This window comes from Streptomyces sp. NBC_01454 (genome assembly GCF_036227565.1).
Taxonomy (GTDB): Bacteria; Actinomycetota; Actinomycetes; order Streptomycetales; family Streptomycetaceae; genus Streptomyces.
Genome location: NZ_CP109460.1, coordinates 1,254,046 through 1,270,137 on the forward strand (window position 1 = coordinate 1,254,046; position 16,092 = coordinate 1,270,137).

Consider the following 16,092-nt stretch of genomic DNA (forward strand, 5'->3'; position numbering starts at 1 on the left):
GCGGCGCATGAACAACTGCGCTGCGCCCCCGGTGGCCGCCCCGGTGCCCCTTATGAGAGGGCTGGTCACGAGGCGGGCGGGTTGTGCCGGGGCAGGTGTGGTGCGCGCCATCCCGCATCCGGCGGGCGGTGGCCGCGCGCCGCTGCCACCGACCGGGCGGCCGCGATCTCGGCGCCGGGGGCACCGCACGGGGCGGCCGATGTGGCCCCTCTCACGGCGGGCGCACTCCCGGTCCGGCGCGCTGGCATGTGGCGCCGCGCACCCGCTGTGCCGCTGATGCGGACCTGGCTAGGGCAGACTTGGCGTCGAAGACCGACGACAAGGATGGGCATGCCGATCACACCTGCCAACGGACAGACCGCCGGGGACCCGGCGGTGAGCACACCGGGCGGCGCCGCCGAACCGATCATGCTGGAGCTGGTCGACGAGGACGGTACGACGATCGGCACCGCTGAGAAGCTCGCCGCCCATCAGCCTCCCGGGCAGCTGCACCGCGCGTTTTCGGTCTTTCTCTTCGACGAGAAGGGCCGACTGCTGCTCCAGCGCCGGGCCCTGGGGAAGTACCACTCCCCCGGTGTGTGGTCCAACACCTGCTGCGGTCACCCGTATCCCGGTGAGGCGCCCTTCGCGGCCGCGGCGCGCCGCACGGCCGAGGAACTGGGCCTGGCCCCCTCCCTGCTGGCCGAGGCGGGCACGGTGCGCTACAACCACCCCGATCCGGCCTCCGGCCTCGTGGAGCAGGAGTACAACCACCTGTTCGTCGGGCTGGTGCGGGCCGAACCGGCGCCCGACCCGGAGGAGATCGGCGAGATCGCGTTCGTGACGCCCCAGGAACTGGCCGACCGGCATGCCGAGGCGCCGTTCTCCGCGTGGTTCATGACCGTGCTGGATGCGGCGCGCCCGGCGGTGCGCGAACTCACCGGACACGCGGCGGGCTGGTAGCGAACGGGGCGAGCGGAAGCTCGGCCCAGATGGCCTTGCCGCCGTTCGCCGTGAGCTCCACACCGCATTTGCCGCCCGCCTCCGCGGTGAGCGACTTGACCAGCCACAGGCCGCGTCCGCCGACGTCACCCTGATCCGCCTCGAGAGCCTTGGGGCGGTAGGGGTGGCTGTCCTCGACCGCGATCTGCAGCCAGTTCGGGCCGATGGTGAGCTGTACGGCGATCTGGGGCGAGAGCAGGGCGGCGTGCCGGACGGCGTTGGTGACGAGTTCGGAGACGATGAGCAGCAGGCCGTCCATGATCTCGGCGGCCACGGGCACGCGCTGTTCGGCGAGCAGATCCCGGACCGCGTGCCGTGCCTGCGGCACCGAGGCATCCAGTGCCGGGGCGGTGAACCGCCAGACACCTTCGTACGCGAGCGGGGAGGTCAGCTCTTCGGGGGGTTCTGCGGGGGGTCCGGAAGGCATCCTCACAGGAAGAGTGTTGGGAATGCGCTGGTCCGGACCGGGCTGCTGACCACAAGTCGGCGTCTATCGACGCCTTTTGGCCACATCCGAGCGTTTCGGCGGGCCCGGCGACCGGTCCTGTCCCTCTCGTGCCTCGCTCGCGGACTGCCGCGAAGCATCGCCCCGCCGGCCCGTCCGTGGACCGTCCGGCCCTACAGCACAGCCGGTCCGGTGCCTGAGCACCGGACCGGCTGTATCTGTGCAGTAGCGGGGACAGGATTTGAACCTGCGACCTCTGGGTTATGAGCCCAGCGAGCTACCGAGCTGCTCCACCCCGCGTCGGTGCACACCACCCTACGGGTCGGTGGCCGGTGGGCCAAATCGATAATCCGCGCGGGTCCCGCGGGCGCCTGGTCCCGCCGCGCTCACACCGGCCGGTCGGTGATCCGTCCGGCGTCGACCTCGATCCGGCGGGTGGTGTGCACCGCTTGGAGCATCCGTCGGTCGTGGGTGACCAGCAGCAGGGTGCCGGGGTACGTGGCGAGAGCCGACTCCAGTTGTTCGATGGCCGGCAGATCGAGGTGGTTGGTCGGCTCGTCGAGGACGAGGAGGTTGACCCCGCGGCCCTGGAGGAGCGCGAGCGCGGCGCGGGTCCGCTCGCCCGGTGAGAGGGTGCGGGCCGGGCGCTGGACATGCGCCGCCTTCAGCCCGAACTTGGCGAGCAGGGTGCGGACATCGGCCGGCGACAGCTCCGGGACATGGACCCGGAAGGCCTCCATCAGCGGCTCCTGGCCCCCGCCGTCGCCGAAGAGCTGGCCGCGCGCCTGGTCGACCTCGCCGACCACGACCCCGGGGCCCAGCGCGGCATGCCCCTCGTCCAGCGGCAGCCGGCCGAGGAGGGCGGCGAGCAGGGTGGACTTGCCCGCGCCGTTGGGGCCGGTGATGGCGACCCGGTCCGCCCAGTCGATCTGGAGGTCCACCGGGCCGAAGCGGAAGGTGCCGCGCCGCACCCCGGCGCCGCGGAGGGTGGCCACCACCGCGCCGGCCCGCGGCGCGGCGGCGATCTCCATCCGCAGCTCCCACTCCTTGCGCGGCTCCTCGACGACCTCCAGCCGCTCGATCATGCGCTGGGTCTGCTTGGCCTTCGCGGCCTGCTTCTCGGTGGCCTCGACCCGGGCGTTGCGGCCGACCTTGTCGTTGTCGGGGGCCTTGCGGCGGGCGTTCTTAACGCCCTTCTCCATCCAGTTGCGCTGGGTGTGCGCCCGGGTCTCCAGGGCGGACCTGGTGTCGGCGTACTCGTCGTACTGCTCGCGGGCGTGGCGCCGGGCCCGCTCGCGCTCCTCCAGATAGGAGGCGTAGCCACCGCCGTAGGTGTTGACCTGCTGCTGGGCGAGGTCGAGTTCGACGACGCGGCTGACCGTACGGGTCAGGAACTCGCGGTCGTGGCTGACCAGGACGGTGCCGGCGCGCAGCCCGGTGACGAAGGACTCCAGTCGGTGCAGGCCGTCCAGATCGAGATCGTTGGTGGGCTCGTCCAGCAGGAAGATGTCGTAGCGGGAGAGCAGGAGTGAGGCCAGGGAGGCGCGGGCGGCCTGGCCGCCGGAGAGCGTGGTCATCGGCTGGTCGAGGCCGACGGAGAGGCCGAGCTGGGCGGCGGTCTCCGCGGCGCGCTCGTCGAGGTCGGCGGCGCCCAGCGCGAGCCAGCGCTCCAGCGCCGTGGCATAGGCGTCGTCCGCACCGGGCCGCTCCTCGACGAGCGCCTCGGTGGCGGTGTCCAGGGCGAGCTGGGCGGCGGCCACGCCCGTACGCCGGGCGAGGAAGGCCCGTACGGTCTCCCCGGGGCGGCGGTCGGGTTCCTGCGGGAGGTGGCCGACGGTGGCGGCGGGCGGGCTGAGCGCGAGCTTGCCGTCCTCCGGGGTGTCCAGGCCGGCCAGCAGGCGCAGCAGGGTGGACTTGCCCGCGCCGTTGGCGCCGACGAGGCCGACCACATCGCCGGGGGCGATGACCAGGTCGAGACCGGAGAACAGGACGCGCTCGCCGTGGCCGGCGGCGAGGTCTTTGGCGACGAGAGTGGCTGACATCAGGCCGCCGATGTTATCCGGCCGGGCCCGCGGCGGGCGCTCTACTATCCGGGGCATGGAACCCGGCCTGAAAACGCATGTCAGCGACGGCACCGCGACCGTCACGATCAGCAACACCGGCAAGCGGAATGCCATGACGGTGCAGATGTGGCGGGATCTGCCGCCGCTGCTGGAGCGGCTGGCGGGCGACGGGTCCGTACGGTCGCTGGTGCTGACCGGGGAGGGCGGGACGTTCTGCGCGGGGGCGGACATCGGGGCGCTGCGGGAGGCGGCCGGTGAGTCGCAGGGCCTGGCGGTGGCGGCGGAGGAGGCGCTGGCGGCGTTCCCCGGTCCGACGCTGGCGGCGATACGCGGCTACTGCGTGGGCGGCGGCGCCCAGTTGGCGGCCGCCTGCGATCTGCGCTTCGCGGAGGAGGGCGCGCTGTTCGGGGTGACGCCGGCCAAGCTGGCGGTGGTCTATCCGGCGTCCGCCACCCGGCGGCTGGTCCGGCTGGTCGGACTCTCCACCGCCAAGTACCTGCTCTTCTCCGGGGAGCTGATCGACTGTGCGCGGGCGCTGCGCACCGGCCTGGTGGACGAGGTGCTGGCCGAGGGCGAGCTGGGAAAGCGGGTGACGGAGTTCTCGGCCGTCCTGGCGAGCCGGTCGCTGCTGACGCAGACCGCGGCGAAGGAGCTGGCCAACGGCACCTGGGACGTGCCGCCGGCCGAGGCCGAGGAACGGGGCTCCCACTGGGCGGCGCAGGCCCGGGCGAGCGGCGACACCGTGGAGGGGGCCGCCGCCTTCCTGGAGCGCAGGGCGCCGCGCTTCACCTGGCCCGCGGGCTGAGCGGGCCGGGGCGCGCGGGCGCCGGGTGCCGGCCCCTCACCGCTCCCCCGCCAGCAGGAACCGGCTGCGCTCCCGCAGCGCCGCGGTGACCTCGGCCGGGGCCTTGTCCGGGGAGCCCGCGTCGTACGGCGGCTGCGGGTCGTACTCGATGCCGAGCTGGATCATCTGGGCCGTGCCGTCCCCGGCGATCCGGCCCGCCAGCGTCAGCCCCATGTCGATGCCGGAGGAGACGCCGGCCGCCGTGACGTACTTGCCGTCGAAGACCACCCGCTCCCCGGTCGGCTCGGCGCCCAGCGCCGGGAGCTGGTCCAGCGCGAGCCAGTGCGAGGTGGCCCGCCGCCCCCTGAGCAGGCCCGCGGCGCCGAGGATGAGCGAGCCGGTGCACACCGAGGTGGTCCAGGCGGTGGTGGCGTCCACGGCACGGATCCACTCGTGCAGCGGGCCGTTGGCCATCTGCGCGGTCTGCCCCGGTCCGCCGGGCACGACGAGGATGTCCGGTGCGGTGACCTCGTCCAGCGCGGCATCGGCGACCAGCCCCAGCGAGCCGGTCTCGTTGCGGTAGGGGCCGGTGCGTTCGCCGACGAAGACCGCCTCGGCCCCGGGCAGCCGGCTGAGGGTTTCGTAGGGGCCGACGGCGTCCAGGGTGGTGAACCGGTCGAAGAGGAGGATCGCGAGCTGCATGGCGGGTTCCTGTCGGTAGGGGTGGTGCCGGCCCGGTGAGGTCCCGGTGGCCGGTGTGGTTCAGGCTGCGGGCACGGGCGGCGCGGCCGGCCGGAAGCGGCGGCGGTATTCGGCCGGGGAGGTGTCCAGGGCGCGGAGGAAGGCGCGGCGCATGGCCTCGGGGGTGCCGTAGCCGCAGTGGCGCGAGACCTGCGCAATGCCGTCGGCGGTGTCCTCCAGGCGCCGGCGGGCAGCCTCCAGCCGGACCCGGTCGACATAGCGCCCCGGCGGCATGCCGACCTCGTCGCGGAAGGCCCGGGCGAAGTGCCGTGGGGACAGGCCCGCACGGTCCGCGAGGGCATCGACGGACAGATCCGCCGCCGGGTGCTCGGTGATCCACTGCTGGAGGTCGCGCAGCGGCCGCCGCTCGGCGAGCTGGACGGCGAGCTGGGCGCTGAACTGGGTCTGGTTACCCGGCCGGCGCAGGAAGACGACCAGGTGCCGGGCGACGGTCAGCGCGATGTCCCGGCCGAGGTCCTCCTCCACCAGGGCCAGCGCGAGGTCGATGCCGGCCGTCACGCCCGCGGAGGTGGCCACATCGCCGTCCCGCACGTAGATCGGCTCCGGTTCGACGTGCACGGCGGGGTACCGGCGGGCGAGGGTGTCGCAGAGCATCCAGTGGGTGGTCGCGCGGCGGCCGTCCAGCAGCCCGGCCTCCGCCAGCAGCAGCGCTCCGCTGCACACCGAGACCTTCCGCCGGGCGCGGTGGGCGTTGTCGCGCAGCCAGTCGATCAGCCGGGGGTCGGGGGCGCGGGTGCCCTGGCCACCGGGCACCAGCAGGGTGTGCGGTACCCCGGCCTCGGCGAGCGTGAGGTCGGGGACGAGCGTGAGCCCGCTGGTGGTGCGGACCGGGGCGCCGTCGAGTGCGGCGGTGCGGATCCGGTAGGCGGCCGGCTCCCCCCGGGACGCCCCGTGGAAGACCTCGACCGGTCCGCAGACGTCGAGTGCCTGCACACCGTCGAAAAGGACCACGAGTACCTCGCGCTGTTCCATGTCTCCATCCTCGGCACCGCGGCGGACGGCAGCAATGACGGGTTTCCCACCTTTCCTGCCACCGGCGGGCCAAAAGCGGAGGGTGCGGCCGGTTCCGGTCCCCTGGCGCTTGCTCCATACCCACCGGTCGGTAGCCTGCCTCCATGACCACTTCCAGCGCACTGCCCGAGCAGGCCGGCCGTACCTGCCACCACGTCATCAACCCCTTCCACTCCACGCACTACTTCGCGCCGGAGCTCGCCGCGGAGCTGGCGAAGGCCGGCATCGAGAACCGCAGCGCCGGCTACTTCGCCTGTCGTGGCGCGGCCATGGGCGCGGTGGGCCCCGGCACCATCACGGCGACCTTCTACAACTTCAAGCACGAGCTCGTCGCCGCGCACGTCCCGCACGTCTGGACGGTCACCACGCCGCAGGCGGTGCTGGACGCGCGGCTGCGCGCCGCGGACGCCACGCTGCGCCGGCTGCTCGGCCCGGAGGCCGTCGCCTCCCCGGAGATGGCCGAGGCCGCGGAGCTGGCGCTGCGCGCCACCGAGGGCTGCTCCCGCCGGGCCCGGCCGCTGTACGCCGCGCACGCCGACCTGCCGGTGCCCGACGCCCCGCACCTGGCCTACTGGCACGCCGCCACGCTGCTGCGCGAACACCGCGGCGACGGCCATCTGTCCGCGCTGCTGGACGCCGGACTCGACGGCCTGGAGGCGCTGGTCACGCACACCGCCAGCGGCCGCGGGATGAGCTACCAGGGCGTCATGGCGACCCGTGGCTGGTCGGAGGAGGACTGGAGCGCCGCACAGGAGCGGCTGCGCGGCCGCGGGCTGCTGGATGCCGAGGGCGAGTTGACCGAGGCCGGGGTGCAGCTGCGCAAGGACCTGGAGCAGGCGACGGACCGGCTGGACCGGGCGCCGTACGCGCACCTGGGCGCCGAGGGCGTGGCCCGGCTCACCGAGCTCGCCACCGGATTCACCACCGCCGTCATGGAGGCCGGGGCGTTCCCGGCCACGCTGTTCGGCAAGTGAGCCGGCAGCCGGGGCGGTGATCCGGCGGGCGGTCCGGGAACCGCTCCCGGGAGCAACGGCCCCTCGGAGGTGGCGAATCCGGCTTTCCGGGCGGGGGTGTGCGCGGCCGCACGCACACCCCCGGCGCCGGGGAACGGACACGAAGTGCCCGCGGGCCTGCGGGTGGCCGGGAAACCTCGCGGACACTCCCCGTCGGCTGGGCGGCACGACAGTGCGGCCCGCCACCCGGCACAATGCAGGCTCATGCAAGCGCTGGAAGGCAGGTCAGGATCAACGTGACGGCATCCACTGAGCCCATCGGGGCCCTCGGGTCCATCGAAGCGAGGATCGCCGGGGAGCTCGGCGTCAAGGAGCGGCAGGTGAAGGCCGCGGTCGAACTGCTCGACGGCGGCTCGACCGTCCCGTTCATCGCGCGCTACCGCAAGGAAGCCACCGAGACGCTCGACGACGCGCAGCTGCGCGCGCTCGAGGAACGGCTGCGTTATCTGCGGGAGCTGGAGGAGCGGCGGACCGCGATCCTGGAGTCCGTACGGTCCCAGGGCAAGCTGGACGCCGCCCTGGAGGCGCAGATCCGCGGCGCCGATTCCAAGGCGCGCCTGGAGGACATCTACCTCCCGTTCAAGCCCAAGCGGCGCACCAAGGCGCAGATCGCCCGGGAGGCGGGCCTGGAGCCGCTCGCCGACGGGCTGCTGGCCGATCCGTCGGCGGAGCCGGCCGCGGCCGCCGCGGCGTTCGTGGACGCAGACAAGGGCGTCGCCGATGCGGCCGCCGCCCTGGAGGGCGCGCGGGCCATCCTGACCGAGCGGTTCGGCGAGGACGCGGATCTGATCGGTGAGCTGCGCGAGCGGATGTGGTCGCGCGGGCAGGTCGCGGCGAAGGTGCGCGCGGGCAAGGAGGAGGCCGGCGCGAAGTTCGCCGACTACTTCGACTTCGCCGAGCCGTTCACCGCACTGCCCTCGCACCGGGTGCTGGCGATGTTCCGCGGCGAGAAGGAGGAGGTCCTCGACCTCACCCTGGACCCGGAGGACCCGTCTGCGGTCACGGAGGGCCCGAGCTCCTACGAGCAGTCCATCGCGCACCGCTTCGGTATCGCCGACCGCGGCCGCCCGGCGGACAAGTGGCTCAAGGACACCGTCCGTTGGGCCTGGCGCACCCGCGTCCAGGTGCACCTCGGGATCGATCTGCGGCTGCGGCTGCGGCAGGCCGCCGAGGACGAGGCGGTGCGGGTCTTCGCGTCGAACCTGCGTGATCTGCTGCTGGCGGCGCCCGCCGGGACGCGCGCCACGATGGGCCTGGACCCCGGTTTCCGTACGGGCGTGAAGGTCGCGGTGGTGGACGCGACCGGCAAGGTGGCCGCCACGGAGACCATCTACCCCCATGTCCCGCAGCAGAAGTGGGACGCCTCGCTGGCCACGCTCGCGAAGCTGGCCCGTGCGCACAACGTCGAGCTGATCGCGATCGGCAACGGCACCGCCTCGCGCGAGACCGACAAGCTGGCGGCCGATCTGATCGCCGCCCAGCCGGAGCTGAAGCTGACGAAGGTGATGGTGTCCGAGGCCGGTGCCTCGGTGTACTCCGCCTCCGCGTTCGCCTCCCAGGAGCTGCCCGAGCTGGATGTCTCGCTGCGCGGCGCGGTGTCCATCGCCCGGCGCCTCCAGGACCCGCTGGCCGAGCTGGTCAAGATCGACCCGAAGTCGATCGGGGTGGGCCAGTACCAGCACGACCTGTCCGAGGTGAAGCTGTCGCGCTCGCTCGACGCGGTCGTCGAGGACTGTGTGAACGGCGTCGGGGTGGACGTCAACACCGCGTCCGCGCCGCTGTTGTCGAGGGTGTCGGGCATCGGCTCCGGGCTCGCCGAGAACATCGTCACACACCGGGACAGCAACGGCCCGTTCCGCTCCCGCAAGGCCCTCAAGGACGTGGCGCGGCTCGGTCCGAAGGCGTACGAGCAGTGCGCGGGCTTCCTGCGGATCCGGGGCGGTGACGACCCGCTGGACGCCTCCAGCGTGCACCCGGAGGCGTACCCGGTGGTGCGGCGGATGGTGAAGTCGGCGGGCACCGAGGTCGGCTCGCTGATCGGCAACGCCTCGGTGCTGCGCGCCCTGAAGGCCGCCGACTTCGTCGACGACTCCTTCGGCCTGCCGACGGTCAGCGACATTCTCCAGGAGCTGGAGAAGCCGGGTCGCGACCCGCGCCCGGTCTTCAAGACCGCGGCCTTCAAGGAGGGCGTGGAGAAGATCGGCGATCTGCAGCCGGGGATGATCCTGGAGGGCGTGGTGACCAATGTCGCCGCCTTCGGGGCGTTCGTGGACGTGGGCGTCCACCAGGACGGTCTGGTCCATGTCTCGGCGATGTCGAAGACCTTCGTCAAGGACCCGCGGGACGTGGTGAAGCCGGGCGACATCGTGCGGGTCAAGGTGCTCGATGTCGACATTCCGCGCAAGCGGATCTCGCTGACGCTGCGGCTGGAGGACGAGCACGGCAAGGGCGGCCAGGCGGCGGGCGGCGGCGAGCGCCGCGGCGGCGGCACGGGCGGCGGCCGCGGACCGCGGGACGGCGGCCGGGAGGGCGGCCGGGGCGGTGCCCCGCGGCAGCGGCAGGGCGGCGACGGCCGGCGCGGGGGTGACCGCCGGGGCGGCCGTGACGCCGCGCCCGCCAACGACGCGATGGCGGACGCCCTGCGGCGGGCCGGGCTCCTGGGCAAGGAGCGGGGCGGCCGCTGAGGCTCGCCGGCGGCCGGCAGCGGCGGGACGGGCTCCCGCCGCTGCCGCGCCCGGTCACCGCGGCCGGATGACGACGCGCCGGCCCAGCAGGCTTCGGCCGCTGCGGAGTTGTGCCGGCGGGAGCCGCACTCCGAAGCCGCGGCCCGGCCGGTCGCCCCGCCGCGGCTCAACTTTGCTCAGCCGGCGCCCGCGTACCCGCGGATGCGCTCCAGCTCCGCCGCCACATCGGTGAGCGTGGCGCAGTCCGGGACCGGCCGCAGCGCGGAGCCCGGCAGGCCGGCGCCGGACGGACGGCGCGGGTCCTCCAGGGCGTCCGCCATCGCCGACAGCGCCCGGCACAGGCGCTCGGCCTCGGCCGTGTCCGGGCGGTGCGCGCCGTGATCGAGGCGTACCGCACAGGCGGTCGCGGCGTCCACGATGCGTTCGGCCGCGGTGACGACGGTCAGCCAGTCGGGGTTGCGGTCGCGGGCGGCGAGGAGTTCGGCCGCGGCGGTCTCGGCCGCGGCCCTGGCCTCGGCCAGCGCCCGGTAGGCGGCGCGGCGCAGCGCCAGCCGCGCGGTGGGGTCCGCGCCCGGCTCGGCCTCCAGGACGTGCCGGAGGAAGTGCTCGGCGGCCCGCAGCGCCGCGGTCACCCGCTGGCCGACCCGTCGCCGTGGATCGGCGAGGTGCGGCAGATGCCCGACGACGAGGACGATCCCGCAGGCGATGGAGGTGTCGACGATCCGCTCGGCGGCGGCCTGGGGATCACCGCTCACGGTCACGAACGACAGCACCATGAGGGTGATCGCGACGGTCTGCAGCGCGAAGTGGCGGGTGGCGAACGGCAGCAGCGCACCGCCAGCGCCGGCCACCAGCGCCGGCCACCAGGTGCCGGTCAACAGCAGCCCCGCCCCGGCGAAGACCAGCACACCGGCGACGGTCCCGGCGAAGCGGTTGACGGTACGGGAGAAGAGCGGCCCCAGGTCCGGCTTGACGAGGAAGGTGGCGGTCGCCGGGAGCCAGTACCAGTGGTCGGCGCGGAGCATCAGGGCCACGGCGGCGCTCGCGGCGATGCAGACGGCGACCCGCAGCCCGTAGTCGCGGCCGGCGGGTCCGAACAGGCTGCGGCCGCGCCGGGTGCGGCCACCGACGGCCGCCAGCGCGCGGCCGGCCACGGCCAACGGCATCCGCACCCGGCCGGGACGGCTCCGCGGCGCCGGGACCGGCTCCGTACCGGGCAGCGGCTCCGGGCGGGCGAAGGCGACCGCGGCGTCCAGCAGCGCCCGGTCGAAGGCGCCGCGGGCGGCCGTACTGGTCTCCGGGGCGGCCACCCGTCCCGGGGAGCGTCCCGTGCGCAGTGCGTCGGCGAACCGGCGGGGGCTCTCCGCCACCCGGGACGGCAGCGGACGGGCCTCCCACAACAGCGCGACGCTCGCCTCGCACAGCGCGGTGGCCGCGGCGAACCGCTCGGTGAGCAGGAGTTCTTCCGTACGGGCCGGACGATGCAGCAGCCGGCTGGTGAGCCGGCGCAGCCGCAGCGCCTCGTCGGCGCGGTCCAGGGCCGCGGTCAGCCGGCGCCGTGCGGGCTCGGCACCGGGCCCGCCGACCGCGCCCAGGGCGCCGGCGAGCGCGTCGAAGACCGTGGCGACGGCCGCCCGCTCACCGCTGAGCGCCCCGCCGGCGGGACGCGGCGAGCGCAGTGCCAGCCGCAGCAGGAGCAGCCACAGACAGCCGGCGAGGACATAGAGGGCCTTCGTCCAGGGCGCGCCGGGCAGCGGCATCCCGGCGCCGAGCACAGTGGTGGCCAGCATCTGCATCCCGGCGTTGGAGCGCACCGGTCCGGCCACGCTGCCCGCGCCCGAGACGAAGGCGACGGCGAACAGCGCCGGAACGATCCACCAGCCCGCACCGGCCGCCTGCAAAGAGGCGCCGATCAGCATGCCGAGCGCCGAGGCGAGGGCCGGCAGACCGATGTGGACGATGCCGGTGCGCCGCGTACCGGGGCGGTCGTTGACCCCCGCCAGCATCGAGCCGAGCCCGGCCAGCACGCCGGGCGCCGGGTGGCCGGTCGCGATACCCGCGCCCAGCAGCGGTCCCGCACACAGCGCACCACGGGCCACGGCCGCCCAGGGCACGGGCAGCCGCTGCCAGCGGAAGGGGTGGGCCAGCCAGGCGGGCACGGCGCGCTGCGCGCGGAGCATGGGCCTCCTCAGACGACGACGTCCGGACGGCGCGTGGGGCCGGTCCGGCGGGATCCGAAGGGCGACATCGGCCGACGGTGGTGCTCCCAGCCTAAGCGCCGGGATTGTCCGCCTCGCGGCTGCGGGGTTACCGCAAGATCACAAGCGGGCGGCGGGAAGACGGCCGCACCGGTCCGCCGCTCTCCTTCCGCCCCCTTTCCGGCCCTCGGCTTCCCGGGCCGCACGGGTTAGCGTCGCCCCATGACGATCAGGACGGACGACATATGGGTGATCGGCGGCGGCGTGATCGGGCTGACCTCGGCGATCGCGCTGGCGGAGGACGGGCTCCGGGTACGGGTGGTGCGCCGTGACGCGGCCGGCGGGACGACGTCCGCGGTGGCCGGCGGGCTGTGCTGGCCCTACCGCATCCAGCCGTACGAGCGGGCGGTGCGGTGGTCGGTACGGTCCTTCCAGGCGCTCGCCGCACTCGCCCGGCGGCCGCAGGAGACGGGCGCCCGGATGGTGACCGGCACGATGGCGGTGGGCACGGAGCCCGACGCGGTGCGCGAGGACCACACCCCGCAGGAGCCGGACGACGGCGTCGAGGACGGCCTGGCCTCCTGGTACGAGGCGGTCCCGGGGCTGCGGCGGGCGCACCCGGAGGAGCTCCTCGCCGGGTGCGCCTCCGGGTGGCGGGCCCGGACCCCTCTCGTCGACATGCCGGCCCATCTCCGGTACCTGGAAGGGCGGCTGACGGCCGCCGGCGGGACCGTGGAGCAGCGCACGGTCACCTCCCTGGAAGAGGCCGGCCGGGCCGCGGGCCTGCTCGTGAACTGCTCGGGACTCGGCGCCCGTGACCTGGTACCCGACCCGGACGTCCATCCGGTCCAGGGCCAGTTGGTGGTCGTGGAGAACCCCGGTATCGAGGAGTGGTACGTCCGCGCCGACACCGGTGCGGCGGACACGACCTATCTGCTGCCGCAGCCGTACGGCCTGGTCCTCGGCGGTACGGCCGTGGAGCACGCCTGGTCGAGGGAGCCCGATCCGGCGGTGGCCCGGGCCATCGTGGCACGGTGCGCCCGGTACTTCCCCGAGCTGGCGCGGGCCCGGGTCCTGGAGCACAAGGTGGGCCTGCGGCCGGCCCGCCCCGCGGTGCGGCTGGAGGCCGAGCGGCTGGCCGGCGGCGCGGTGTGCGTCCACAACTACGGGCACGGCGGTGCGGGCGTGACCGTGGCATGGGGCTGCGCGGACGAAGTCCTGCGGACCGTACGGGAGATCCGGGAGGGCGACCGCTGCTAGTCGAAGCGCTCCCTGACGGGGCCGCCCCACCTCAGCACGCCGTCCGGCATCCGGACACGAACATATTTGCCGCTCCGCGCGTGCATCCATCCGCCTGTCTCAGGCGTCTCACCTCCGAGCGGCACTCTCATGAGGCCGCACAGCAGGGGCATTTCATTTGGAGCATTCACTTGAAAATCGGCATTAAGGGCATTCGGCGCGTGTCCGCGGTTGTCGTCACCGCGGGAGCCGTCCTGACGGCCGGGGCGTTCACGTCCCCGGCGCAGGCCGCCACGCTCAACACCCCCACGATCTCCGCCAAGGGCGGTTTCGTGATGAACAACGGCACGGGGAAGACTCTCTTCACCAAGGCCGCGGACTCCCAGCTCTCCACCGGCTCCACCACCAAGATCATGACGGCTCGGGTGGTGCTGGCACAGCAGAACCTCAACCTTGACTCCAAGGTCACGGTCCAGAAGGCGTACAGCGACTACATCGTCTCCAAGACGGCGTCGTCGGCGCATCTGATCGTCGGTGACAAGGTCACCGTCCGCCAGCTGCTGTACGGGCTGATGCTGCCGTCCGGCTGCGACGCGGCGTACGCGCTGGCCGACAAGTTCGGCAGCGGGTCGACCCGGGCCGCGCGGGTGAAGTCCTTCATCGGCAAGATGAACACCACGGCCAAGAGTCTCGGCCTGACGAACACGCGCTTCGACTCGTTCGACGGCATCGGCAGCGGCGGGAACTACTCGACCCCGCGCGACCTGACGAAACTCGCCAGCAACGCGATGAAGTACTCGACGTTCCGTACGGTCGTGAAGACCAAGTCGACCAAGCAGAAGGTCACGACGAAGAGCGGTGGCTACCGCTACATGTCGTGGACCAACACCAACAATCTGCTGGGCAGCTACGCGGGCACCATCGGCGTCAAGACCGGCTCGGGCCCGGAGGCCAAGTACTGCCTGGTCTTCGCCGCCACCCGGGGCAGCAAGACGGTCATCGGCACGGTCCTGGCCTCCTCCTCGGTGGCCAACCGCACCGCGGACGCCAAGAAGCTGATGGACTACGGCTTCAAGAAGTAACCCGTCCGGGTCCGGCGAGGGGCCTGTCCGCGGCCGAACAGCCGCGGACGGGCCCCTTCGTCATGGGCGGGTGGTCCCTCCCGGACCCGCGCGGCGGCTCCCGGCCCCGATGGCCTCGCCGTCACCGTTGCGGTCACCGCCGCCGTCGCCGTTGCCGTTGCCGCCCGGCCCGATCCGGAACGCGAAGTCACCGTCGTACCGCTCGTGGCCCGCGATGACGGCCCTCTCGACGGCCTCCGCGCCCTGCCGGCCGCGGACGATCAGCGGATCGCTGCGCAGGTCGCGCAGCAGCGCCCCGCACATGGCGATCATCACGACCATGAACGGCACCGCGACCAGGATCGTCAGGTTCTGCAATCCCGTCAGGGCGTCCCCCGAGCCGCCGCCGATCAGCAGCATGACCGCGGCGACCGCGCCGGTCACCACACCCCAGAAGATCACCACGGGCCGGGTCGGCTCGAAGGTGCCCTTCTGCGAGAGGGTGCCCATGACGATGGACGCGGCATCGGCGCCCGACACGAAGAAGATGCCGACCAGGATCATGACCAGGATGCTCATGGCCGTGGCGAGCGGGTACTGGTGCAGCACATCGAAGAGCTGGCCCTCGGGCGTGCCGGCTCCGCCCAGCTGCCCGGTTGCCTGGAGCTTCATGGCCGAGCCGCCGAACACCGCGAACCACACCAGGCTGACCACGCTCGGAACGAGGATGACGCCGCCGATGAACTGGCGGATCGTCCGGCCCCGGCTGATCCGGGCGATGAACATGCCGACGAAGGGCGTCCAGGAGATCCACCACGCCCAGTAGAAGACCGTCCAGTGGCGCAGCCAGCTGCCCACCTCGGCGCCGCTGCTCGCCTCCGTCCGGCCCGCCAGCTGCGGCAGTTGGCCGAGGAACGAGGCGAGGGAGGTCGGCAGCAGGTTGAGGACGAGGACGGTCGGCCCGACCACGAACACGAAGGCCGCCAGGATCACCGCCAGCACCATGTTGATGTTCGACAGCATCTGGACGCCCTTGGCGATGCCGGAGACCGCGGACAGGACGAAGGCGAGGGTCAGCACGGCGATGATGACGACCAGCAGACCGGTGCCGACGCCGTCCATCCAGCCGAGCACCTTCAGGCCGCTGCCGATCTGCAGCGCCCCGAGCCCGAGCGAGGCCGCGGAGCCGAAGAGGGTGGCGAAGATGGCCAGGATGTCGATGACGCGGCCGCCCCAGCCGTTCGCGCGCCGGGCGCCGATCAGCGGCGTGAACACCGCGCTGATCGTCTGCCGCCTCCCCCGCCGGAAGCAGCTGTAGGCGATGGCCAGGCCCACGACCGCGTAGATCGCCCACGGGTGCAGCGTCCAGTGGAACATCGTGGTGGCCATCGCGGTGTCCATCGCCTGGGCGGCGTCCCGGGGATCGGTGCCCGGCGGCGGGCTGGTGAAGTGCCCCAGCGGCTCACTGACGCCGTAGAACATCAGGCCGATGCCCATGCCCGCGCTGAACATCATCGCGATCCAGGACACGGTGCGGAACTCGGGCTCCTCGCCCTCCTCGCCAAGCGTGATCCGGCCGTACTTGCTGACGGCCAGCCAGATCGCGAAGATCACAAAGCCGGAGGCGGACAGCACGAACGCCCAGCCCCCGTTGTCGATCACCCAGTTCAGCATCGCGGTCGACGCGTTCTTGAGCGAGGCCGTGGAGGCCGCTCCCCAGGCGATGAAGGCGAGGGTGAGCAGCGCGGTCACGCCGAAGACCACCCGGTCGGTCTGCGGGGGCCCGGTCCCCTGCGGGACATCGGGGAGATCCGCCACCGAGGACGTGCCACCCCCCTCTCCGGTTCTCTT

12 protein-coding genes and 1 tRNA gene are annotated in these 16,092 nt (G+C 73.4%); 6 read left to right on the forward strand and 7 right to left on the reverse strand.

Annotated features, from left to right (window positions below):
• The first annotated feature begins 330 nt into the window (after positions 1 to 330).
• Entirely contained in the window at positions 331 to 942 is a 612-nt protein-coding gene (gene idi / locus OIU81_RS05375; RefSeq protein WP_329144360.1) for an isopentenyl-diphosphate Delta-isomerase, read from the forward strand.
• On the opposite strand, the gene OIU81_RS05380 is transcribed toward idi, so the two are convergent.
• From OIU81_RS05380 to OIU81_RS05390, 3 genes are all read right to left on the reverse strand, one after another.
• Positions 917 to 1,408 carry an ATP-binding protein gene (locus OIU81_RS05380; protein ID WP_329144362.1) on the reverse strand — a complete coding sequence of 164 codons (492 nt, stop codon included), beginning with the start codon at positions 1,406 to 1,408 and terminating at the stop codon, positions 917 to 919. The genes idi and OIU81_RS05380 overlap by 26 nt on opposite strands.
• Positions 1,409 to 1,652: 244 nt before the next feature.
• Positions 1,653 to 1,726 (reverse strand) — tRNA-Met (locus tag OIU81_RS05385).
• A gap of 86 nt (positions 1,727 to 1,812) precedes the next feature.
• Positions 1,813 to 3,468 (reverse strand): ABC-F family ATP-binding cassette domain-containing protein, encoded by a 1,656-nt coding sequence (locus OIU81_RS05390; protein ID WP_329144364.1) that lies wholly within the window; start codon positions 3,466 to 3,468, stop codon positions 1,813 to 1,815.
• A 55-nt stretch (positions 3,469 to 3,523) separates the two neighbouring features.
• Between OIU81_RS05390 and OIU81_RS05395 the strand changes: the two genes are divergently transcribed.
• Positions 3,524 to 4,294, forward strand: coding sequence for an enoyl-CoA hydratase/isomerase family protein (locus OIU81_RS05395; RefSeq protein ID WP_329144366.1), 771 nt, complete (start codon positions 3,524 to 3,526; stop codon positions 4,292 to 4,294).
• 36 nt (positions 4,295 to 4,330) lie between these two features.
• Here OIU81_RS05395 and OIU81_RS05400 read toward each other — a convergent pair whose 3' ends face one another.
• Together OIU81_RS05400 and OIU81_RS05405 are read right to left on the reverse strand one after the other, a co-directional pair.
• Entirely contained in the window at positions 4,331 to 4,975 is a 645-nt protein-coding gene (locus OIU81_RS05400) for a DJ-1/PfpI family protein (RefSeq protein ID WP_329144368.1), read from the reverse strand.
• A gap of 60 nt (positions 4,976 to 5,035) precedes the next feature.
• A complete protein-coding gene (locus OIU81_RS05405) occupies positions 5,036 to 6,007 on the reverse strand; it encodes a GlxA family transcriptional regulator (RefSeq protein WP_329144370.1) in 972 nt (323 codons plus the stop codon).
• Between the two features lie 143 nt (positions 6,008 to 6,150).
• Here OIU81_RS05405 and OIU81_RS05410 point away from each other — a divergent pair, with 143 nt between their 5' ends.
• Together OIU81_RS05410 and OIU81_RS05415 are read left to right on the forward strand one after the other, a co-directional pair.
• Positions 6,151 to 7,020 (forward strand): SCO6745 family protein, encoded by an 870-nt coding sequence (locus OIU81_RS05410; protein ID WP_329144372.1) that lies wholly within the window; start codon positions 6,151 to 6,153, stop codon positions 7,018 to 7,020.
• A gap of 275 nt (positions 7,021 to 7,295) precedes the next feature.
• The gene (locus tag OIU81_RS05415; RefSeq protein ID WP_329144374.1) at positions 7,296 to 9,743 is read left to right on the forward strand and encodes a Tex family protein; all 2,448 of its coding nucleotides are present in this window, start codon (positions 7,296 to 7,298) and stop codon (positions 9,741 to 9,743) included.
• A 176-nt stretch (positions 9,744 to 9,919) separates the two neighbouring features.
• Here OIU81_RS05415 and OIU81_RS05420 read toward each other — a convergent pair whose 3' ends face one another.
• Positions 9,920 to 11,923, reverse strand: a complete 2,004-nt coding sequence (locus tag OIU81_RS05420; protein WP_329144376.1) for an FUSC family protein — start codon at positions 11,921 to 11,923, stop codon at positions 9,920 to 9,922.
• Positions 11,924 to 12,163: 240 nt separating this feature from the next.
• Here OIU81_RS05420 and OIU81_RS05425 point away from each other — a divergent pair, with 240 nt between their 5' ends.
• Together OIU81_RS05425 and OIU81_RS05430 are read left to right on the forward strand one after the other, a co-directional pair.
• Positions 12,164 to 13,201 (forward strand): FAD-dependent oxidoreductase, encoded by a 1,038-nt coding sequence (locus tag OIU81_RS05425; RefSeq protein ID WP_329144378.1) that lies wholly within the window; start codon positions 12,164 to 12,166, stop codon positions 13,199 to 13,201.
• Positions 13,202 to 13,371: 170 nt separating this feature from the next.
• Positions 13,372 to 14,262: a D-alanyl-D-alanine carboxypeptidase family protein gene (locus OIU81_RS05430; RefSeq protein WP_329144380.1), complete on the forward strand. Its 891-nt coding sequence runs from the start codon at positions 13,372 to 13,374 to the stop codon at positions 14,260 to 14,262.
• Positions 14,263 to 14,322: 60 nt separating this feature from the next.
• On the opposite strand, the gene OIU81_RS05435 is transcribed toward OIU81_RS05430, so the two are convergent.
• Positions 14,323 to 16,059: a BCCT family transporter gene (locus OIU81_RS05435; protein ID WP_329144382.1), complete on the reverse strand. Its 1,737-nt coding sequence runs from the start codon at positions 16,057 to 16,059 to the stop codon at positions 14,323 to 14,325.
• Positions 16,060 to 16,092: the final 33 nt, after the last annotated feature.